Source organism: Syntrophorhabdus sp., assembly GCA_012719415.1.
Lineage (GTDB): Bacteria > Desulfobacterota > Syntrophorhabdia > Syntrophorhabdales > Syntrophorhabdaceae > Delta-02.
Genome location: JAAYAK010000183.1, coordinates 1 through 20,104 on the forward strand (window position 1 = coordinate 1; position 20,104 = coordinate 20,104).

18 protein-coding genes are annotated in these 20,104 nt (G+C 56.0%); 10 read left to right on the forward strand and 8 right to left on the reverse strand.

What is annotated here, in order from left to right:
* A partial coding sequence (gene rlmN / locus GXX82_10630; GenBank protein ID NLT23491.1) for a 23S rRNA (adenine(2503)-C(2))-methyltransferase RlmN occupies positions 1-1,030 on the forward strand: 1,030 nt, incomplete at its 5' end.
* The gene (locus GXX82_10635) at positions 1,027-1,521 is read left to right on the forward strand and encodes a PaaI family thioesterase (protein ID NLT23492.1); all 495 of its coding nucleotides are present in this window, start codon (positions 1,027-1,029) and stop codon (positions 1,519-1,521) included. The genes rlmN and GXX82_10635, both read left to right, overlap by 4 nt.
* Before the next feature lie 674 nt (positions 1,522-2,195).
* Here GXX82_10635 and GXX82_10640 read toward each other — a convergent pair.
* From GXX82_10640 to GXX82_10660, 5 genes are all read right to left on the reverse strand, one after another.
* Positions 2,196-2,603, reverse strand: coding sequence for a (deoxy)nucleoside triphosphate pyrophosphohydrolase (locus GXX82_10640; protein ID NLT23493.1), 408 nt, complete (start codon positions 2,601-2,603; stop codon positions 2,196-2,198).
* Between the two features lie 198 nt (positions 2,604-2,801).
* The gene (locus tag GXX82_10645) at positions 2,802-4,052 is read right to left on the reverse strand and encodes an MFS transporter (protein NLT23494.1); all 1,251 of its coding nucleotides are present in this window, start codon (positions 4,050-4,052) and stop codon (positions 2,802-2,804) included.
* A gap of 585 nt (positions 4,053-4,637) precedes the next feature.
* Positions 4,638-5,867, reverse strand: a complete 1,230-nt coding sequence (locus tag GXX82_10650) for a DNA helicase UvrD (protein ID NLT23495.1) — start codon at positions 5,865-5,867, stop codon at positions 4,638-4,640.
* A gap of 287 nt (positions 5,868-6,154) precedes the next feature.
* Positions 6,155-7,276 (reverse strand): PAS domain S-box protein, encoded by a 1,122-nt coding sequence (locus GXX82_10655; protein ID NLT23496.1) that lies wholly within the window; start codon positions 7,274-7,276, stop codon positions 6,155-6,157.
* A gap of 181 nt (positions 7,277-7,457) precedes the next feature.
* Positions 7,458-7,928 carry a pyridoxamine 5'-phosphate oxidase family protein gene (locus tag GXX82_10660; protein ID NLT23497.1) on the reverse strand — a complete coding sequence of 157 codons (471 nt, stop codon included), beginning with the start codon at positions 7,926-7,928 and terminating at the stop codon, positions 7,458-7,460.
* Between the two features lie 504 nt (positions 7,929-8,432).
* On the opposite strand from GXX82_10660, the gene GXX82_10665 reads away from it, so the two are divergent.
* On the forward strand, positions 8,433-9,965 hold the full coding sequence (locus GXX82_10665) for a flavocytochrome c (protein NLT23498.1): 1,533 nt from the start codon (positions 8,433-8,435) through the stop codon (positions 9,963-9,965).
* 120 nt (positions 9,966-10,085) lie between these two features.
* Here the strand turns inward: GXX82_10665 and GXX82_10670 are convergent, their stop codons facing one another.
* Together GXX82_10670 and GXX82_10675 are read right to left on the reverse strand one after the other, a co-directional pair.
* Complete coding sequence (locus GXX82_10670) at positions 10,086-11,414, reverse strand: amidophosphoribosyltransferase (protein ID NLT23499.1); 1,329 nt, start codon at positions 11,412-11,414, stop codon at positions 10,086-10,088.
* Positions 11,415-11,784: 370 nt separating this feature from the next.
* Complete coding sequence (locus GXX82_10675) at positions 11,785-12,576, reverse strand: thiamine biosynthesis protein ThiF (protein ID NLT23500.1); 792 nt, start codon at positions 12,574-12,576, stop codon at positions 11,785-11,787.
* A 312-nt stretch (positions 12,577-12,888) separates the two neighbouring features.
* Here GXX82_10675 and GXX82_10680 point away from each other — a divergent pair, with 312 nt between their 5' ends.
* Positions 12,889-13,950, forward strand: coding sequence for a Fic family protein (locus GXX82_10680; GenBank protein NLT23501.1), 1,062 nt, complete (start codon positions 12,889-12,891; stop codon positions 13,948-13,950).
* Positions 13,951-14,460: 510 nt separating this feature from the next.
* On the opposite strand, the gene GXX82_10685 is transcribed toward GXX82_10680, so the two are convergent.
* Entirely contained in the window at positions 14,461-15,819 is a 1,359-nt protein-coding gene (locus tag GXX82_10685; protein ID NLT23502.1) for a hypothetical protein, read from the reverse strand.
* A 542-nt stretch (positions 15,820-16,361) separates the two neighbouring features.
* Between GXX82_10685 and GXX82_10690 the strand changes: the two genes are divergently transcribed.
* The 6 genes from GXX82_10690 (at position 16,362) to GXX82_10715 (ending at position 19,832) form a co-directional block, all read left to right on the forward strand.
* Positions 16,362-17,630, forward strand: coding sequence for an IS110 family transposase (locus GXX82_10690; GenBank protein NLT23503.1), 1,269 nt, complete (start codon positions 16,362-16,364; stop codon positions 17,628-17,630).
* 650 nt (positions 17,631-18,280) lie between these two features.
* Entirely contained in the window at positions 18,281-18,802 is a 522-nt protein-coding gene (locus GXX82_10695; protein NLT23504.1) for a DUF3795 domain-containing protein, read from the forward strand.
* A gap of 102 nt (positions 18,803-18,904) precedes the next feature.
* Entirely contained in the window at positions 18,905-19,186 is a 282-nt protein-coding gene (locus GXX82_10700; GenBank protein ID NLT23505.1) for a type II toxin-antitoxin system Phd/YefM family antitoxin, read from the forward strand.
* A complete protein-coding gene (locus GXX82_10705; protein NLT23506.1) occupies positions 19,183-19,479 on the forward strand; it encodes a type II toxin-antitoxin system RelE/ParE family toxin in 297 nt (98 codons plus the stop codon). Before GXX82_10700 ends, GXX82_10705 begins: the two co-directional genes overlap by 4 nt.
* Entirely contained in the window at positions 19,439-19,660 is a 222-nt protein-coding gene (locus tag GXX82_10710) for a hypothetical protein (protein ID NLT23507.1), read from the forward strand. Before GXX82_10705 ends, GXX82_10710 begins: the two co-directional genes overlap by 41 nt.
* Entirely contained in the window at positions 19,629-19,832 is a 204-nt protein-coding gene (locus GXX82_10715; GenBank protein ID NLT23508.1) for a type II toxin-antitoxin system PemK/MazF family toxin, read from the forward strand. Before GXX82_10710 ends, GXX82_10715 begins: the two co-directional genes overlap by 32 nt.
* The last annotated feature ends 272 nt before the right edge of the window (positions 19,833-20,104 follow it).

Here is a 20,104-nt window from a genome sequence, read left to right on the forward strand (position 1 = left end):
GGAGAAGTATCGCGCCCGCCAGCTCTTCCGCTGGGTCTACAACCAGGGGAACCTCGATTTCCGGGAGATGACGAACATCCCCAAGAGCTTGAGGAGCGTCTTCTCGGAGATGTTCTCCCTCGATACCCTGCCCATCGCCGAAGAGAGGTCCTCCCGGGACGGTTCGACGAAGCTCGCCCTCGCAACGAGGGACGGGCACATCATCGAAGTCATCATCATGCCCGAGAAGACACGCGTGACCCTCTGCATCTCCACGCAGATCGGATGCCGCATGGGGTGCAGGTTCTGCGTGACGGGCAAGATCGGTTTCAAGCGGAACCTCACCGCGGCCGAGATAGTGGGACAGGTCATCACGGTCCGGGAATACCTCAAGAAGGCCGGAAAGAGCCCTTTGACCAATATAGTTTTCATGGGGATGGGCGAGCCCATGGACAACATCGACAACGTTGCCTGTGCCCTCGATATCCTGAAAGACCAGAGCGGCCTCGATCTTTCCTACCGCAAGATCACTCTTTCCTCCGTCGGACTTGTCGATGGGCTCAAGACGCTCAGCGCGAAGTCCGCCGTTATCGCCATCTCCCTCAATGCCGTGGACGACGACACCCGGTCCATGCTGATGCCCATCAACAGGCTCTACTCCGTCGGCAGGATCATGGATTTCGTGCGGGGCTTCAAGGGGACGAAGCGCACGAGGATCACCTTCGAATACATCCTCATCAAAGGGGTCAACGACTCCCTCGACGACGCGAAGAGGCTCGCGGACCTTTTGAAGGGCGTGAAGTGCAAGATCAACCTTATACCCTACAACCCATCATCATACACCGAATTCGAACGGCCCGACAGGGATGAGGTGGACAGGTTCCACCAGTATCTCATCGACCGGCACTTCACCGTCATCATCCGCGATTCCCGCGGGCAGGATGTCGGCGGGGCATGCGGACAGCTCGGCATGAGCTACCTCGGCAACTCCCCGGGTCCCGATGCCGCGTCCGACGAAAAAGAGACGACAGATCACGAGGTGACATCATGAACGGCAGACTTCCGGCATACAAGAAATCCTTCTTCCTGAGCCCCGAGAGGCCGGACGGGCTCCAGCTCCAGATATTCCACGAGGACGGCATCGTCTACTCCGACCTCTTCATAGATAACCGCTTCGAGGGCTACGCCGAGGTCCTTCATGGCGGCATGATATTCGGCATCCTCGACGTCATCGTCTGGTATGCCATCGTCATGAGGACGAAGATCGTCGCCATGACGAGAAAGGCGGAGATGGAGTTCTTCAAGCCCATCATGTGCAGCGCCCCCTACCGCGCGAAGGCCGAGATGCTGAGGATAGAGGACAGGGACATCATATCCACGGCCTGGATCGAGGACCCTGCGGGCGAGGTTTACGCGCGGCTCAACGCCGTCTTTCGCGAAGGCAAGGGACTTGCCATGGATGCCTTCATAGACCGCTTTGACTTCTCGACAACGACGCCGGCGATAAAGGACTATTTCCTGTCACTCCTGGAAACCGTTTGAACAGCTTGAACCGTTTGAGCCGCTCGAACGTTAGAAACAGAAAGATTTCACATCTTTTAGCGGCTCAAGCTGGTGCGGTTGCAACGGTCTTCTCCGTGGTACAGAATAGAATTCCATGTCCTCAAGAAGAACTATCCCTTCCTCTACTCCCTGACCCTGCGCACCAATCCCTTCGACGCAGAGAGGTCGGTGACCGTGAAGGCATAGACCGTCCCCAAGAACGGTCCTCCCGGGTATGGTCATACGGGGATACACATCCCCGCGGACCGTCGAGGTCGGTCCCGCGCCGACGGCCGGATCACTCTCCATCCTGTCTTGTTCTTGCGCTCTCCCCGTTCCCCGTCGGGCCCGCCGCAATGCCGAGGCAAGGCCGTAATGGTTGAACCGGCGCCCACCTGGATGGTTTTCGGTTAAGCCTGCGAAGAGACGGGGGAGGGATTACTTTTTCTTGGAGCTTTTCTGGTTGAAGATGAGCAGTCCCACAACGAACCCGAACATAACGATACCCGTGATGGCCATGATGGTATTGAACATAACAACCCCCTTAGTTTTGCTAACATCAGACTAGCATCAGGCGAGGGTGGTTACCGTAGTCCACGCTACATAGCAGGCACATTTTTTTTGGGGGATCTTCCACGGGGATGTGAGGTCGCGTTCCTTTGTCGGGCCGTTGGCTAGCCGGTCATCCCTGTCTTCAGGATGTCCTTGACGATCTCCCGGTCCGGGTTCGGGAAGGCGTAGGTCTCGAGGTCTTCAAGGGCGACCCAGGCGACCTCCTCGTGGTCGGTAAGGGTGATGTCACCGGAGACATGGCGGGCCTTGTAGGCATAGAGCATGATGGCCGACTGGCAGTTGAGGACATGTTTTCTCGATGATATGAGCCGGCCCACGGCTATCTCGATACCGAGTTCCTCCCGTATCTCGCGCCTCAGGCACTCCTCGAGGGTCTCGCCGTCCTCGAGCTTGCCGCCGGGAAACTCCCAGGGGTGACCCGGAAAGGGAAGCTTCCGGCGGGCTATGAGTATCCTGCCATCCTTTTCAATAACGGCGGCGGTGACAGGCAGGTAATCGGGGTCGGTCATCGGGAAGGCTCCTCCATGGAGAGGATGATAACACAAAAGACGAAGGGTTAAAACCGCTTGAACCGCTTAAGCCGCTTGAACGTTAAGAACTGAAAACAGAGAGACTGACGCGGTTGGTTCCCCAGATGACAACCGGGAGTCGGACCGTGCCCTTTTGCTTGTCTCTCGTTTTTGAACGGTTCAAGCTGCTCAAGCTGTTCAAGCTTTTTTCTTTATTCCTGTGGCGAGGATGATGGCTATGGCTATGGAGATCGCGCCGGCGGCGAAGGCCGTGAAGTAGGAGCGGGTGATGTCGAAGGAGAAGCCGGCGATGAGGGGGCCGGCGGAGCCGCCTATGGTGGCGCCCAAAAGGGAGATCCCGAAAAGGGAGCCCATGGCCTTGACCCCGAAGAGCTCCGCGTGGGCAAGGGGGAATATGGAGGCAAGGCCCCCGTATCCGAACCCGAAGATGACGACGAACGCCCAGAGCTGCCATTGGGAGCTGCCGAGGAAGGGAAGGAACATGGTAAAGCACTGGCAGCAGAGGATTATGATGAAGGAGCGTTTTATCCCCCACTTTTCGGTCAGGACCCCGAGGGAGAACCGCCCGACGACGCTCATGGCACCGACGGATCCCATCATGGCCGCCGCCCTGTTCACATTGGTTCCCTGGTCGGTGGCGTAGGGCACGAAATGGGCCATGATGATCCCGACCGCCACCATCCAGAGGCCGTGTATGACGAAGATGAACCACATGTTCCTTGTCCTCAGCGCCTCGGCCACGGTCATGGAATGTTCCGGCATATCGAGCTTGCGGGCGGCGTCAGGGTCCGCTTCCACGCCGTCCTTCGGCGGGGCGGTCAGCGGTTCGAGGCCAATGTCAGCTGGTTTTCCGCGAATGATCAGGGACTCCGAGACATATACCGACAATGCGATAATTCCCAGGACGAAGATGGCGACTCGCCAGCCGAAAGCCTGGATCAGCTTCTCCGACAGGGGTGAAAATATGAGCGTGCCCATGCCAAGGCCGCAGACGAGGATGCCCATGGCCATGCCCTTGCGGTGGACGAACCACTTGGAGACGGTGGCGGCCGTGGGGGCGTAGCAGGTGCCGACCCCGATGCCGACTGCGAGGCCCCAGGTCAGGTAAAGGACGGCTGTATGGTGGCAGAAGGCCGTGAGCATGCAGCCCGCAGCCATGATGGAACCCCCTGTGGCGATAACCTTCCGGGGGCCGTACCTGTCCGAGAACCAGCCCATTACCATGGAGGCGATGCCGTAAATGATGAAACCGACGGAGTAGATGCCCGAAAGGACGGCGCGAGAGCTTCCGAACTCTCCTAACCAGGCCTTGAAGAAGACGCTGAAGGAATAGATCGTCCCAAAACCGGTGCAGGTTCCCACAGCCGCAATGGCGACGATGATCCAGCCATAGAAGATACCGCTTCGACGAGAAATGCCGTTTCCCACGCTAGCTCCAACAAAACAACCAACGGTCCTACTGTCCCCGAAGCGACTGGCCTTCCTTCCCCACCATGCCAGTTCTGTTACCATAACACAGACTCGGAGCGGGGGGAAGGAAAAGATGCGGGAAAACCAAAGACGTTGCCTCTCGCCCGCTTCGCTCGAGGGCACAAAGTTAGTGAGGAGAGCACACAGAGGAAAGATATGGCCTGATCCCGGCGCCCGCCGGTATCAGGCCATCTTTGCATCCCGATTCGCGGGAGGCAAAACAAGAGTCTTGGTTTCAGGTGGGAGCGATGGGTCAGGGGATGGGAGTCTTAAGGGGTGAGGTAGTATAGGGGGTCTGGAGGATGATTATAGGACCTATAGGACCTATGACGACAGGGGGGATGAGGGTGGACAACTCCTTCAGGATAAAAAAACTATATTCTTTCTCTCCCGCCGGCACGGCGGGACGAGAAGGCCGCCGGATCTTGGGAGGCTCCAAGATCCGGCGGCAGTCTTTTCTCTCTTTCCTCCTCTCTCTGCGTCCTCTGTGAGCTTGAGAGAGGAACGCAAGCGACGAACGGGCGAGAGATAATGCCTTTGCCTCTAACGCCGTATCGTGACCCGGCCGTATTCGCCGTCGTAGCCGGGTTCGATGGTGACGTCGCCGGCCCGGACGCGGGCGATTGCCTCGGCTATATCGGGGTGGTCGGCGCGTGTGATCTCGGCCAGCGGTACGTCCATGAGGATGGCGAGTTCAGGCCCCAGCTTCTCCAGGAGTTCAAAGTAGAGCCCGTCCACCTTCTTCGTTTGAGTCCCCGCGTGCAATGTGTCGGCGATGATGTCTTTAAGGGGGATGAGGGAGATGAAGGGTCTTGCGTTCAGAGGGTGGAAGCCGGCCTCCCTGCCGGCGAGGGCCTCGACGCGGTTGAGGACGCCGAGGGTGACCTTCTTGCCGCAGACAGGGCAGCGGTATCCGGCATCGGCTGACTCCCGGGGTGTCAGCCTCACCTTGCAGGGGCGGTGGCCGTCATAGTGGTACTTGCCTTGCTCGGGAAAGAACTCGATGGTCCCCTCGAAGCCTTCCCTGGTGCTGATGGCGCGGGCCATGGCGTCGAAAGACAGGTCGGCCTGAAAGATGTTGGCCTCGCGGCCGACCTTCTGAGGTGAATGGGCGTCGGAGTTGGAAACGAGTGTGAGGTTGTTGAGGGCCGGGACGCGCCAGTTCATCGGGGGGTCGGAGGAGAGGCCTGTCTCAAAGGCGTGGACGTGGGGGGTCAATTCCTCGAAGCATTCCTCGAGAGAGTCGAAGCCCGACGCGGAGCCGAGGACGGAGAAGTGGGGTGTCCACACATGGGCGGGTATGAAGAGCGCCCGGGGACAGTCTTCGACCACCATGGCAAGGAGTCTCCTGGCGTCGAGGCCGAGGATGGGCCTTCCGTCGGAAGAGATGTTCCCTATCTTCGAAAGCCGTCCCTGGAGACGCAGGACGCTTTCCATGTCATCAAAGAGGATAATGCAGTGGGCCTTCCGCGTCTTCCCGTTCCTGGTGAAGATGCAGCTTATCTCAGCGCTCAGGAGGAAGAACACTTCTGCCCGGCAGGACCGGGGCAGGGTATCGTCGCACAAGTCCTCGCGCAAGGCAAAGAGGCCGTTCCCCACAGGGTCGAGCTTGCGCGCAAGTTCCCTGAACCACCCCGGGTGCGTGGCGTCCCCCGTGCCGATAACGGTCACGCCTTTGAGCTGCGCCCACTTCCAAAGCGCCTCGGGTGTCATGTCCCGGCTCGTCGCGATGGAGTAATGGGAATGGACATGAAGGTCGGCAATAAATCGCATGGATATCCTTACAGCCTTCTCTTCTTGAACCCGCGAACTCTCGACAGTCTGTTGATGAAGTCTTTCCCGGGCCCCAGTTCATACCCTGTCGTCATTCTGGCTTTATCCAGGAAGAACGGTGGGTTAGAAAGACCTCCGGATCCCGGATCAGGTTCGGGAAGACAACAGGAGGGACTTTGTCAACAGTCTGTTGAACCATTGAACCATCTTTTCGGTGTCATACGATAGCATCGAACGGGGGTGTTTGCAAGGCGGGAAGAAGAGATGGTTCGAGGGCCATTCTCCTCTCATTCGGGCGTCTGGTGTATATCCGTGATCCTGAGGTTTCCCAGGTAATCGCGGTTCGAGTACTTCTTCAATCCCATCAACTCCCTGGTTATCGTTCCCATTCTGTCAACCTGTTGCCTTATTACCTCCAGGGACTCCTGCACGCGGTCATCGGTGCTGTCCATCTGCAACAGGTCAACGCGGCCGCCAATCACCTGGAGAGGCTGATTGAGTTCATGACAGATGGCTCCGGCCATTTCGAGGGCTGCGGTGAGCCGTTCGTTGTGCCTCTTTTCCTCCTCTGCCCGTTTACGTTCGGTGATGTTGAGAAAGGTCCCTATTATCGCGGGCCGTCCGCCATACACGGTCCGGGAGCTGTAGACCTCGACGTTCCTCATTTCTCCATCCTTTGTGACCACACGGAACTCATAGTGGAGAGATTCCAGTTCCCCCGATATCCTTTTGCGCATGCCCTGTTCCACCGTGGGCCAGTCTTCGGGGAGTATGACGTCTCTTACAGGTTTCCCGCTCATCTCATCGGGCTCATATCCGAGTATGCGGGCAAGCATCCCGTTGGCATACTTGAACACCCCGTCCTGAAGGATGTACATGCCCACAAGGGACCTCTCGGACATGTCTTTGAACCTTTGTTCCGATTCGGGGAGGGCCTCATCCGCCCTCTCGTGTCCGTCCATGTCGTGGAGGAACCCGAGGACGACATGGACGTCGGCACCTTTGATGATATTTGTGGCCATCCGAACGGGCACGGAGCGGCCCGCCTTGTTGATGAGCTGAACACGTGTCGATCCGGCGGACCTGCCTTCGACGTGTTCCTGCGCCAGTTCGATCGCGTTGTTCGGGCCCTCTTCGGGAAGTATCCTCAGTTCCGCGAAGCTCCTGCCTACCAACTCAGCTTTCCCGAAGCCGGTGATGTCCTCGCATCTCGGATTGACGTAAAGGAGGATACCCTTCGCGTCACTCATGTAGACGCCATCGAGGGCATTTTCCAGGAAGGCCGTAAACAGGGCCGGCGCCTCGCCCGCTATCCGTCCCGATTCCGAACGTTCCGGTTCTTCTGTCCCATGTTCCAGCGTGGATATCTCTTCGTACGGTCCCCCACCGGGTGTTGATGTATAGTCCATTGTACCTTCCCCTGAACGATGATCGGATCCTTATACATCAATATATGTGGAATAGTACCGCAGACACCCTGAGGGTGTCAAACACGTATCGATGAGGACTCGATCGAACACGCGTCGGCGCGGGAAGAGCACCGGGCGGATGATGCGGCCGAACCGGTTCTCCCCGGTTTTCGGACGCCGCTCAGCCGGGGTCCTCCTTCCCCGATACGCGGTGGATGATTATCCTGACGACGGCGGTGAGCGCAAGCTTGTCTTCGGGGATGGGTCCGTAACCCCCTTCGGGCTGATACTTCTCCATGAGGGCCGCAAGGACACGGAGTCTCGTCTCACGGTCCTCGACGGTGAGGGCCCTTCCCTTGACGATGACGCTTCGGTACCGATAGCCTGCCCGGCAGGGGCTTTTGTCGCTCCTGACATATCCGAGGGGGAGGTCGATCTCGAAACAGACCCGTGCATCCCTCTTCATGTCGTCCATCTTTTCTCCCTCGCGGGCGGAGTGGAAATATATATCGCCGTCGAGATAGACGAAGTTCAGGGGTTTGATCATGGGAGACCCGTCGGCTCCGATGGTGCCAAGCCTACCCACGTGGGACTGAGTGAAAAGATCGGTGATAACGGCGGGGTCCTTTATCTCTTTCTTTGCTGCACGCATGCGAAGCTCCCCCCTTCTCTTTCCTTTCTTATGATATCCGGCGGTCTCACCGCTGTCCAGGATTATCCATTCGACCAGGCAGAGAGGTAATGACCAATGAAACAGATAATGACCAATTCATTAATGACCAATCAAACAAAGGTCAGGGCAGAACGGGTTGCCCGAGAGACGGCTTTGTTGAACGCCCCGGCCATCATAGTGGGGGTAGTTCATCAAGGGGTACAGTGGGTGATGATGGCCGGGGCCGGTAGGAACCTCAACTTCGCGTGCGTCCGAGATGGAAACAGAAAGCGTCTCAAGAATGATCCCACCCTTGAAACGCCCCTGTCTCATCCACACGTCAACGTGTTGATATGTGGATGAACCCTACGGAGAGTACAAGTGGATAGGGGGCCCTGCTGGTAACGGGGACGCAGGGAGCCTCCCCGGAACCACCACGGGCGTGCTATAATTAACGTTGTTCCACAATGCAAAGACAACGCCGATCAGCAAAAGGAGGTTCTCATGCGCAAAGAAGAGAAGAAAGATGAGAAAGTGTCGGGTATCAGCAGGCGCAACTTTATCGCGGGAACGGGCGTGGCCGTGGCGGGAGCCCTGGCGACGGGAGCGCTGTTGCCGGGCAAGGTGGAGGCTGTGCCGCCGCCGAAGAAATGGGACAGGACAACGGACGTCCTTATTATCGGAACGGGTTACGCCGGCCTTGCCGCGGCCATCGAGGCCCATGACGCAGGGAGCAAGGTCGCCATCATCGAGAAGGCGGCCGTGATCGGAGGCAATTCGGCGATCGCGAGCGGGATCTACAACTGTTCCGAGCCCGACGTGCAGGCAAAGTACGGGATAAAGGACTCCCCGGAGCAGCATTATCAGCAGACTCTTGCCGCCGGCGACTTCAGAGGTGACCCGGAGAAGGTGAAGTACATGACGTATCACGCCCTGGAAGGACGCAAGTGGCTTGAGAAACAGGGGGTCAAGTTCGACGAGAAACCCTACACGGCCGTCGGTGCCCTCTGGGCGAGGAGCTTCGACCCCGTCAACAAGGGAAGGGGTGGCGCCATCATACGGACCCTGAAGGCCCAGGTCGATTCCAGGAAGATCCCCGTCATGATGAACGTGAAGCTCAAGGCCCTCGTCCGGCGGAAGGCCCTTGAGGGTGATATCATGGGGGCGGTGGTGACGGAGAAAGGAAAAGACGTCTACTTCAAGGCCCGGAAGGCTGTCATCCTCGCGACGGGCGGATTTGCCGCCGACGTGGCGATGCGCTCCAAGCATGACCCTCGCCTGACTGCCGAGGTCCCGACGACGAACGTGCCGACGGCGACGGGAGAGGCCATCGTCATCGCCGAGAATGAAGGCGCCGATGTCCACGGGATGGATTATATCCAGATGCTCATTGCCTGCAACTATTACACGAAGAAATACGGGTCGTTGACGAACCTTGGCGTCGACCACGCCCTGTTCGTGAACCTCGACGGAAAAAGGTTTGTCGCCGAGGACCAGCGCCGCGACGTCATGGCCGAGGCCGTCCTCAAGCAGAAGAACAAGGTGCTCCTCTGGGTTGCCGATGAACAGTGCGCGAAGAGGTTCAACCCCAAGATGACGGAGGAGATCATCAAGGATGGTCTCGCCTTCCGCGCGAACACGCTCGAAGAGCTTGCGAAGGTCCTGAACGCCAAGCTCCAGGTGCCGGAGAAGGCCTTCCTCGAATCCGTCGCGAAGTATAACGAGAGCGTTAAGAAAGGCAAAGACGAAGAGTTCGGCAAGAAGCCGCAGAACCTCAAACCCGTCAGTGTCGGCCCCTTCTACGCGAGCCCGACGCAGGCCGGCGTGCATCACACGATGGGAGGCGTACAGACAAAAGGGACCACGTGCCAGGTGATAGACAGGGAGAACAAGATCATCGCGCGGCTCTACGCGGCGGGCGAGGTCACAGGCGGTGTCCATGGCTCGAACAGGGTCGGCGGGAACGCGACGGTCGACTGCATCGTCTTCGGAAGGAACGCCGGCATCACCGCGGCGAAGGAAAAGTCCTGGGGCTAAGCCTGAGGCGGCCAGGCGTAACGAATATAAGGAGAGGCAGGGGGAATTCCCTGCCTCTCTTCTTGCCGGTCACCCTGCAGACCGTGGTTACCGTTGCCTGTGATCATTTCCCTGACCTTTTCACACCGAAAAGGGATACTTTCCGGTAAAGCAGGCGTCGCAGAACTGCGTCCCCATCAGTTCCTTCAGTTCCTCGATCGTCATGTATCTGAAGGTGTCCGCCCCTATGAGTTTCCTCAGCTGCTCGTCATCCCGGTTGCCGGCCAGCAGTTCCCCGGGCTTGGCCATCGCCATTCCCATGTGACAGGGGAAGCGCGGTGGTGGCGCCGTCAGGCGCATATGGATCTTCGTCGCCCCTGCCTCGCGCAGTTTCGGGATCAGCACCATGGCCGTAGAACCCCGGACCAGGAGCGAATCGATGAGGAAGACCTCCTTCCCTTTCACCAGTTCGCCATTGATCTGGAACTTCCTCTCAACCTGCGCGAACCTGTCCTTTTCCTTGGAGATTATGAATACCCTGCCGATCTCTCCCACGGTGCTGATGGCCACCTTGAAGGGGATTCCCGCGGTGTCGTGGAATCCCAGGGCGGCAGCGATCGCGGCCCGCGGGATGGGCACGACGATGTCGGCCTTCTCGGTCTCCGTCCTTGCCAGTTCCGCGCCGATCTTCTCCCGGAACTCGTAGCAGCTCCTCGAGAAGACCCGGCTCGCCGGGGAGGCGTAATCAAGGCATTCGACGATGCAGGGATGAGGGTCGGGGTCCGCGAAGGAGACGGTCTTCATGCTTTCCCCATCGAGGACTACCATTTGTCCCGGCTCGACATCGCCTATCCACTCGAACTGCCCGTGAAAGGCGCATGTCTCCGAGGCTACCGCCCAGGCGTAATCGCCTTCCTCGCCTCTTCTGGCAATGGAAAGGGGTCTGAACCCGAAGGGGTCCCGGGCGGCGATGAGGTGCCCGTCATGAAGAACGATGATGCTGAAGGCCGCTTGCCGGCCCAGGAACCTCAGCGTTTTCTCCATCCTCTCAAGCAGGTCTTCGCCTTCCATCCGGGCGATCTCCTGCAGGATGACCTCGGTGTCCGTCTCTGTCTGGAAGAGGCCTCCCAGTTCCTCCACCATGCGTTTGTACCCGGGGATATGTCCGTTATGAACGACAGCGATCCTTTCTTTCCCGAAGCTTCCGACGATGGGCTGGCTGTTCCTCTCGTTCGTCTCTCCCGCCGTGGGGTAACGGACCTGGCCGATCGCCACCGATCCGAAATAAGACCGGCCGAGGCCCGAAGCCTGGAAGATCGATCCCAACCCCCGCGCCTCCTGGAAAGAACCATCCTTGAGGGCCGAGACGATACCCCAGCTCTCCTGCCCCCTGTGGGAGAGGTTTTCAAGCCCCGACCTCACCTCGGCGAAGCCGTTCCCCCTGCCGATAAACCCGAAGATTCCACTCATGGTGCCTCCTGAGTTCATACAGCACCCGGCCTGTTCAACCGGCATGGTCCAACGGGGCACCGACCACTGACGCGCTGTCCCTGTCTTCGCCTGACCATCGGAATGCCGCGTGAACTGTTGCGGATGTCCTCGACCGCGTGCTTACCCTAATTTTCCGCATATTCCCGCGGATATGCAACAACAAAACCCTGAACACCGGACAAAAGCAAAGGATCGGCAGCGGTTCGGGTGCTTCCGGAAGCGTGTCAAGCGTAAACATGTGAACCCCGGAACCTCGTTCTCGCGGGGCCCCGAGATCTTGTTGCCAGCGGCTGCCGCGGAATAGGGACGCCTGTGAGGCGAGATGGATCGCGGTCAGCAGGCGAACAGATCAGTGTGCCGTAACGTCAACCACTTCCATGGTCGGTCCCATGGGGTCGACCACCATGAACCTGGGGGCAAAAACGGCGTTCCTGTCGACAAGGCCGGTCCCCTGAAGAAGGTAGGCCATAACCTCGGAGGCGAGGACCGCACCCGCGAAGGCGCCGCCGACGCTCGTTGACGGGCCCCCGCCAGCCGCGAAGGAATCCTCGATCCGTCGAGCGACGGTCGATCCGAACATGCGGGACAGGAAGGACGGGAAACGCGCGCCGGAGGACCTTTTCCTCACCAGCCCCCAGAACTCGTCGGGCATCATGCCTTCCGGATGGTGGGCGACGAGTACCGTGCCGAAGCCGACCACCATGGCTGAAAAGAGGGGGACGTTGAAGCGTTTGAGCATCTCCGGGGTCATCGACTTGACATCCGCGCCTTTTTCGACATCGATGACGCCGACATAGACGTCGCTGCCCTCGAAGAACCGTTCGATATTGCCTGCGAGCAGCCCTTCAGGGAAGAGTTCGAGCTCGACCCCGGGGTTGATGCCCCGGGCAAGCTCTTCGTACACCTCGATCTTCGGCCGCGCCAGGGTCGACGCGAAGGCCGCGGCCTGACGGTTCATGTCGGGGGGGTCGAATACGCCGTTCTCGGCCAGTCGAAACCGCTTCGCCCCGGAGCGGACAAGGTTCAGGAAGGTGCCTCCACCCACTCCCCCCAGGCCGGCAATGGCGATGAGGGGAGCCGAAAGCGCCTCGATCCCTTCATCCCCCAATACAAGCAACGTACGATCAAGAAAACCCTGCATAGACACATCCTGGTTTTTTTTCTAATCTCTTATCGAAATCCTTGCTTTTGTGCAATAGAAAAACCACAAACTATGAGCTCAATGGGACGGTCTGCCCCCCTGGCCGGGCCGGCACGTCGATAGCGGCCCTCAGCTGGAGGATGGACAGATACGACACGAAGCGCCACAGGCCCAGCGCAACGTACCTCGCCCTTGAGAGCCGCCGGGCCCCCCGCCGTCGATTAAGCCAACGAATCCCCAGTGGTCTAACTTGACACAATAGATACAATTGAATATAATCGGATATAGCTAACTATATACACAAGAGACTCTATGACCGGGACCAACCGCTTTGACAAAAGACTGACCCGCCTGCCCTCAGAGGTTCTATCGAAGATAGCCAGGATCGACGAGATCAAGGGGCGCTGGATTGGCGGGCTGCAAATTAACCCGCAGACCTTGGGTCGCTTAAAGCGATCCGTGCTGGTCACTTCTACCGGGGCTTCCACCCGCATTGAAGGAGTGAAGCTCACCGACAGTGAGATCGAGAAATTGATGCAGGGCGTAACCACGAAGAAATTCACCGACAGGGACTCGCAGGAAGTGCAGGGATATTACGAATTGCTTCACAACGTGTTCGATTCCTGGAAGTCTATCAAGTTCAGCGAGAACACGGTCAAACACTTTCACAACCAGCTGCTCAAGTACGTGGGCAAGGACCAAAGGCATCGCGGAGATTACAAGAAAACGGAAAACACGGTCGAGATGTTCGATCAAAACGGGAAGAGCATCGGCATCGTATTTGAACCGACCAAAGCCTTCCTTGCGCCCAAGGAAATGCAGGAGCTTATGGATTGGGCGGGGCAGGCCCTCGAAGAGAGGAAACACCACCCCCTTCTCATAATCGGCAACTTCCTGGTGGAGTTCCTCAAGATCCACCCTTTCCAGGACGGCAATGGAAGAGTCTCACGGATTCTCACAAACCTGCTCCTCCTCAAGGAAGGGTATGCTTTCGTGCCCTATGTCTCTCATGAGAAACTGGTGGAAGACAATAAGAACAACTATTATCTGGCGCTCGTCAAAAGCCAGAAGACCTTCGGGAAAAAGACCGAGAATGTTTTTCCCTGGCTCAATTTCTTCCTCGACATCCTGCTCGCACAATCCGAGATGGCCATTAGATTGCTCGAAAGCGAGGATGTGGAGAAGCTTTTCTCTCCGAAACAACAGGAGGTATGGAGCTACTTGCAGAAGGTGCCCGAAGCATCGCCTCTTGAGATCTGCCGGGATACCAATATGGCAAGACCAACGGTGCTCCAGGCCCTCAAGAGACTCGTTACCCTCAAGAAGATCGAAAGGATTGGAATGGGCAGGGCAACGAGATACAGAAAGCTGTAACCGCGAGAACGCCTTAACGCTGTCCAACAGACATAATCAACCATAATCGGATATATCCGGAAATACCCGTTAACGGATCCCCGGGGTTACCTGTAAGAAAGAACAACGTGAAAATCCGAAGGCCCCGAGGCTGCCCTGTCGTATTGCAGGACCTGACCACAATTCCCACTCCTTCACCGGAGAGATCGCGGTGTTCTCATTTATTCTTGAATTTTCATTGATGTGTGACCAGCAGGTGGATAGATTTGTCAAAGACAGAGATGTGACCCCAATTCCCGTGGAAGATCAAAGGGACATCGTGTAAACATGGAATCTGAGAATCCGAAAAGAGGCGCGACGGTTATTGACATTTTCAAGGGAGAAAGATATTTTACGTTATCTAGAAAAGAGAATGTGAAAATGTGAAGGGCGTCCCCAAAGTTGACTCACTGCTGTTATGCAGCACCTCGATTGATTGTCGCTAAATTACTCAATTACGACCTAAAGACAAATAACAATGTCAATGGTTCATTAACGCTTTGTTTTTTTGTCCATTTTAACGGAAACCCTATAGCGGGTATCTACTTGACCCTTCCTGTTACGATCCAGTAAAGTGAATGCATAGGAGTTAGAAAGTTTTACAAAGTCAATGACCGGTGGTCGAAAAACCTCCGGTTGCCATTCGATTTTGGGCATGTCTAAGATATAGGAATTGAGCAGATCGCCTGCGGGGGAATATCGTGTCAGACTAAACACATAATCATCTCCAGATCTTTTTTTTGTACCACATGTAGGACAATAAAATGGCCCCTTGCCATGTCGGCCCACCATACCAACAACGACAACCTCGTCATCAAGGCAAATAATCCTCAAAACGTAGTAGTGATACCAGTCGGAAGTCTCTTTAATCTTTGGGAACGCACGCCTAAAAAATACTTCACGTTTCCCACTTTCTGATAGAAACGAAAGATGATTATCATATGGGAATAACATTTTTACTTCAGTCCCTTGTCCGCACATGCAGCTCCGTACCGGTTCATTACTATAATCATCGTAACCCTTTTCGTGATAATCTTCTTCAATCTTATCTGTTTTATCCACAGTAGCAATCAACGTTTCTTCTTCAACTATGGGCACTCTGACTTCTATAGATTGATCAATAAACTCGCTTAGAGAGGGGCTGTGGTAAAAACGAAAACATCTGGCCAGTATCTTGGTCCAGAAAGTATCTTGGAGCAGTGCCAAAAATGATTTCTTTAGGGATTCGCCGACACCGTATTTTTCTTTGTAGCGCAACAAATCCCCATGATTCTCTAAATAATATGCCTTCCTAAACCTGTTCCTGTAGTGTGCTGTCTCTTCGCCGCCCGACCATACGGACGCATTAACTTCAATCGTATAACCATTATCGCGAGCATCAACGACTATCTTTGTTTGTGCGCTGTTGTCTTTTCTGACCAAAGCCCCTTTATTAAGAAGATGCTTTTCTGCGCTTTGCTTTGCAGTTCCTGGAAGCTCGATAAAAAGACCATGTACCAAAAAATCAATTACGATACCGAATGTCGATAGTGGGTACGCCCTGTACTCTATTTGATCGATATTTTTCGTTATCAAAGAAACCGGCTCTTTATTAGTTACAACTATCTTCCGATTTATCGATACCTGCTTCCCATTCGTTTTATGAAAATAGACATCCGATAAAAGACCGGGGAGCATTAAATTCAGCGAAAGGAAAAGAGAACTTATTATAAATAACAGAATCTTGGAATATACGCTAAGACGGAACCTCTTCACGGCAAGATAGGCCAGCGCAAGGTTAATCCCGGTGGGTATTAGGAAGCCGACCCAAAGAGCAATGTACGCCAAAAGGATTGCTATCATCATCAGCATAAATCCTCTCCTTACTATGATGATCTATTTCAAGGGAAAAACGTTGGCCCAATTATTGATCTCAAACCAGGGACATTGGTGACCCCCTAATTTTCTGTTGTTTCCCCGGCCATAAAATGATTCTCCGATAATCTTGGTTGGAATTCAATGGAGAAAAATGAACTTGAACCGCCCAAAAAACGGGCAAAGGAAAACACGGTGTAACTAACCAATATCACGAGGAAAAGCAGGATATGCTACGTATAGCACCTACAAGTCTACAGCATGACTGTTTTGGTTGCATCCACCATTACTACAAAAGCAACTCGGGGACGTTCGTTGATAGGTAAATAGCTTTTTGAAGCAAGCTTCGATCCCTTGCTCTCAGCGATGCGCCTGTCCTCCTGCAATACACTGAAATTTAAGACGAAGGGAGTCTGGAGGCTGAGTTATTTACTTATTAACGAACGTTATATATCCCTTTGAAAAAGGGAAACCTCCTGTTAGAGATGTAGAGTAAGCACGACCAAACTCAAATCTCTAATCATCAAGGAGGGTTTCCCATGGATGAGCGTAGCAGACTTGCCGAGTTCCGTCAAATGAAAGGGCGCATCAGAGAGTCAGGGGACTACCTGGTCGTCGGGATCGATGTCGCCAAGGAGCGCCACAACGCCTTCCTCGGCACCTCCGGGGGCAGGACACTGAAGCGGGGTCTGGTCTTCGACAATACCAGGGAGGGTTTTGAGAAGCTCCTCTTTCACGCACAGGTACTGGGGAGACAGAAGATGCTCGAGAACACGGTGTTCGGCATGGAGCCCACCGCCGACTATCACAAGCCCCTCGGCGAGTATCTGATCCGTAACGGACACATGACCGTCCTCGTCTCCGGGAATGCCGTGAAGAACAACAGGGAGCTCATCGACGGGCGGTGGGACAAGCACGACACCAAGGATGCCGCCAACGTGGCGGACCTCATCTCCCAGGGTAAGTGCCTCTTCTACGAGCTTCCCTCCCCGCAGATACGGCAGATACGCTCTTTGCTGTCCCTCAGGCGAAGGCTGAGGAAGAACGAGCAGGCGTACAGGGTGAGGATACGCAACCACCTCATCGCCCAGTACTTCCCCGAGTTCGACCCCTACTACGGGTACGGAGAGGGACCGAGGATAGTCAGGGACCTCCTCGATCCCGGGAAGATCGCATCCCTTGCGCCGGCCGGCCTCATCTCCCTCGTCGGGTCACGCAACGGGGGAGAAAGGCAGATGATGCGGCTCAGGGAGATACATGGCAAGGCGGGATCATCCATCGGCTGCACCCCCGACGGGTCGGTGGCCTTCGAGGCGGGGATGCTTTCGGAGGGACTGCGTGCCATCCAGGCAATGATAGACGACACGGACAAAAAGATCGAGGAGGTGGCGAAGGATCTCCCCGAGTATCCCTGTCTCATGAGCATACCCGGGTTCGGTCCTGTCGTCTCCTCCATGGTCATCGGGGCGATAGGCGACCCCCATCGCTTCGAGAACGGGAGGCAGGTGCTCAAGACGGCGGGGTATGACCTAAGCGCCGACCGCACGGGGAAGAGGACCGACTCCGTCCCCGTCATCTCGAAGAGGGGCAAGGCGGACCTGAGGTACGCCCTCTACCAGGCGGCCTTCTCCGCATCGCTGAGGAACGGGCACTTCATCAGGTACTATACGGCAAAGATCGAGGGCAGGCAGAGGGAAAGGGGCATCGCGACAAAGATGCGGGTGAAGCTTGCCGCCAAGATGCTTGTCATCGCCTGGGCCCTCATGAAGAAGAGGGAGGTGTTCGATCCGGGATACCTGACGGCATAGATCATCCGATAACAGGTGGCGGGAGAGCCCGCTTAACGAACGTAGGGGATGCGCAGACCCCGCGGGGGACAATCATGGGCCTCTCACTGAAACCATGCAACCTGTATAAGGGATGATGGGTGTCCCGGTAAAGGGAACACCGGATACTGATAACGATGAGGTGCGGGTTTGCTTATGCGGTGAGACAGACCGCCGGAGATGAGAAGGCAGGGGTTCAGTAACGAACTTCCGAGAGGTGAAGTGCGCTGAAAAAAGCGCGGTTATCTCTCAGGTGTTGGTATTACTGGATATAAATTTTGGAGTTGACAGGAGGAACATAGGATGTCCCCTGCCTCGATCAAGAAAACCCTGCATACACTCACCCTGCTTTGTTTCCTAATCTCTTATCGAAATCCGTGCTTTTGTGCAATAGAAAAACCACGAACTATGAGCTCAATGGGACGATCTGCCCCCCTGGCCGGGCCGGCACGTCGATAGCGGCCCTCAGCTGGAGGATGAACAGATACGACACGAAGCGCTACAGGCCCAGCGCAACGTACCTCGCCCTTGAGAACGGCCGGGAATCAAGCCAACGAATCTCGATTGCATATTGACTTGTCCGGTAAAGGGATAATAACATTCCAGTAATCAGCAAACGACGAGGAGGTGCTATGCAAGGAAAGGAAATCGATCCCGGCGAGTTCGACAAGCAACTGGCCGCTGTATGCGGTCTTTATTGCGAGGCCTGTTCCCTGTTCATTGCCACGAAGGAAGACCCGGAAAGGCTTAAGGGAATAGCGGCACGGTATCAGGTTTCGGAAGAAGCGGCCAGGTGTTGCGGATGCCGGTCGGAAAAGCGAGGGCCTTACTGTACGGTATGCACGATGTGCGTCTGCGCGGCCCGTCGGGGGATCGATTTCTGCATCGAATGCGCGGAGTACCCCTGCGATGACCTTAGACGGTTTCAATCTGAAAGACCTCATCGGATGGAACTCTGGGACGATCTGGAACGGATCGGAGCCGTCGGGTATAAGATGTGGTTACGGGAGATGGGCGATAACTACACCTGTCCGCGGTGCGGGACCGTGAATTCCGCGTACGACCTCAAATGCAGGAAATGCGGTGAAGAACCGAGTTGTGCCTACGTGGCCAGGCACAAGGAAGAGATAGAGCGGTTCCTGAAGACGCTGTGACCGGAAAAGACAGTTTCAGAATTTGCGTGTTCGATAGTCCAAACACGGTTGCCTGAAAGTCTTTTGTACGCTATACTGTACACACTTTATGTGAGGTGGAGTATGAAAAGGCTCAAGGTCAATGAGGACATCCGGCCGATGTCCGAGTTCAGGACAGGGATCGCTTCTTTCTTGAAGCAGGTCCGCACAACCAAGAGACCCCTCATTATCACGCAGCACGGGAAGGGAGTGGCGGTGTTGCTGGACGCGGGGGAATACGAGGCGATGCAGGAGAGGATAGAGCTGCTTCAGGATGTCCACGCATCGATCGGCCAGATAGAGGACGGTAAGGGGATCGAGCACGATGACGCGATGGCCGCCGTGCTGAAACGGATCAAGAGGTGAAGGTCCTCTGGTCCCCCCTTGCAGTCGAGAGGGTTTCCGAGATAGCGCAGTACATAGCACGCGATAATCCCTCCGCAGCGGAAAAGTGGGTTAAGACCATCTTCAACAAAGTGGGCCGCCTCAAGACATTCCCGCAGAGTGGCCGCCCTCTCCCGGAGACCGGCGATCAGAGCATAAGAGAACTGATACACGGCAACTACCGAATAATATACCGGATAGAGAAGATCAGAGTTTCCATCCTTGCAGTCCGCCATGGAAAGCAGATACTGCCAGTCGAAGAAATGGAAGGATGACAAACAAGGCAGGGCGGTCGAGACACGGGAACCCATCACCCTCATTGAGCGTCAGGCATTCCTGAAGCTACCCCTGGAAGAGCGCAGAAAGATTATGGCCAAACAGGCCAGAGAGATCGCCGCGGAGTACGGGCAGGAGAGGGCGGACGATCTGGAGACGGGAGAGATCGTTGAGCATTAAGATCGCTTCGCGCGGAGATGTATGGGTCGGTGTCGACGGAACATCCGCCGCCGACACTCTTCAAGCAAGAAGCGTTTCGACAGAAAGACTGGCGAAGAAACTGGGAAGCATCTCATCAACAGCAATGGAAGAGATTACGGCAGCAATTGCAGCTGTGATCGAGTATCAATAAAATGCCGCAGGTGGTCATTGGGGTTAAACCGTCATTCCTGAGTACGCGACCAACAGGTGAATAGATTTGTCACAGATAAAGATTCGACCCCAATCCACCCCTTGTAAGAGTAAATCAGAGGGTGCTCAGGGGAGGAGACGGTGCCGGAGTTCGCACCGGGCAGAAATTCTCGTTCACATTCCGGAAGAAATAGGGCGGGGAACAGGGCACGTCCTTAAATATTACAGTATCGGTCTTTTTTGGAGCATGAGGGGAAACATCCATCAGCCCGA

Bases quoted from the DNA above. Each gene is read 5' to 3' on its own strand.
- GXX82_10660 (NLT23497.1), bottom strand. From the start codon at position 7,928: ATGCGTGCAGCAAAGAAAGAGATAAAGGACCCCGCCGTTATCACCGAT.
- GXX82_10695 (NLT23504.1), top strand. From the start codon at position 18,281: ATGCAAGGAAAGGAAATCGATCCCGGCGAGTTCGACAAGCAACTGGCC.
- GXX82_10680 (NLT23501.1), top strand. From the start codon at position 12,889: ATGACCGGGACCAACCGCTTTGACAAAAGACTGACCCGCCTGCCCTCA.
- GXX82_10690 (NLT23503.1), top strand. From the start codon at position 16,362: ATGGATGAGCGTAGCAGACTTGCCGAGTTCCGTCAAATGAAAGGGCGC.
- GXX82_10655 (NLT23496.1), bottom strand. From the start codon at position 7,276: ATGGACTATACATCAACACCCGGTGGGGGACCGTACGAAGAGATATCC.
- GXX82_10635 (NLT23492.1), top strand. From the start codon at position 1,027: ATGAACGGCAGACTTCCGGCATACAAGAAATCCTTCTTCCTGAGCCCC.
- GXX82_10710 (NLT23507.1), top strand. From the start codon at position 19,439: ATGGAAAGCAGATACTGCCAGTCGAAGAAATGGAAGGATGACAAACAA.
- GXX82_10675 (NLT23500.1), bottom strand. From the start codon at position 12,576: ATGCAGGGTTTTCTTGATCGTACGTTGCTTGTATTGGGGGATGAAGGG.
- GXX82_10640 (NLT23493.1), bottom strand. From the start codon at position 2,603: ATGACCGACCCCGATTACCTGCCTGTCACCGCCGCCGTTATTGAAAAG.
- GXX82_10685 (NLT23502.1), bottom strand. From the start codon at position 15,819: ATGCTGATGATGATAGCAATCCTTTTGGCGTACATTGCTCTTTGGGTC.
- GXX82_10670 (NLT23499.1), bottom strand. From the start codon at position 11,414: ATGAGTGGAATCTTCGGGTTTATCGGCAGGGGGAACGGCTTCGCCGAG.
- GXX82_10665 (NLT23498.1), top strand. From the start codon at position 8,433: ATGCGCAAAGAAGAGAAGAAAGATGAGAAAGTGTCGGGTATCAGCAGG.
- GXX82_10700 (NLT23505.1), top strand. From the start codon at position 18,905: ATGAAAAGGCTCAAGGTCAATGAGGACATCCGGCCGATGTCCGAGTTC.
- GXX82_10650 (NLT23495.1), bottom strand. From the start codon at position 5,867: ATGCGATTTATTGCCGACCTTCATGTCCATTCCCATTACTCCATCGCG.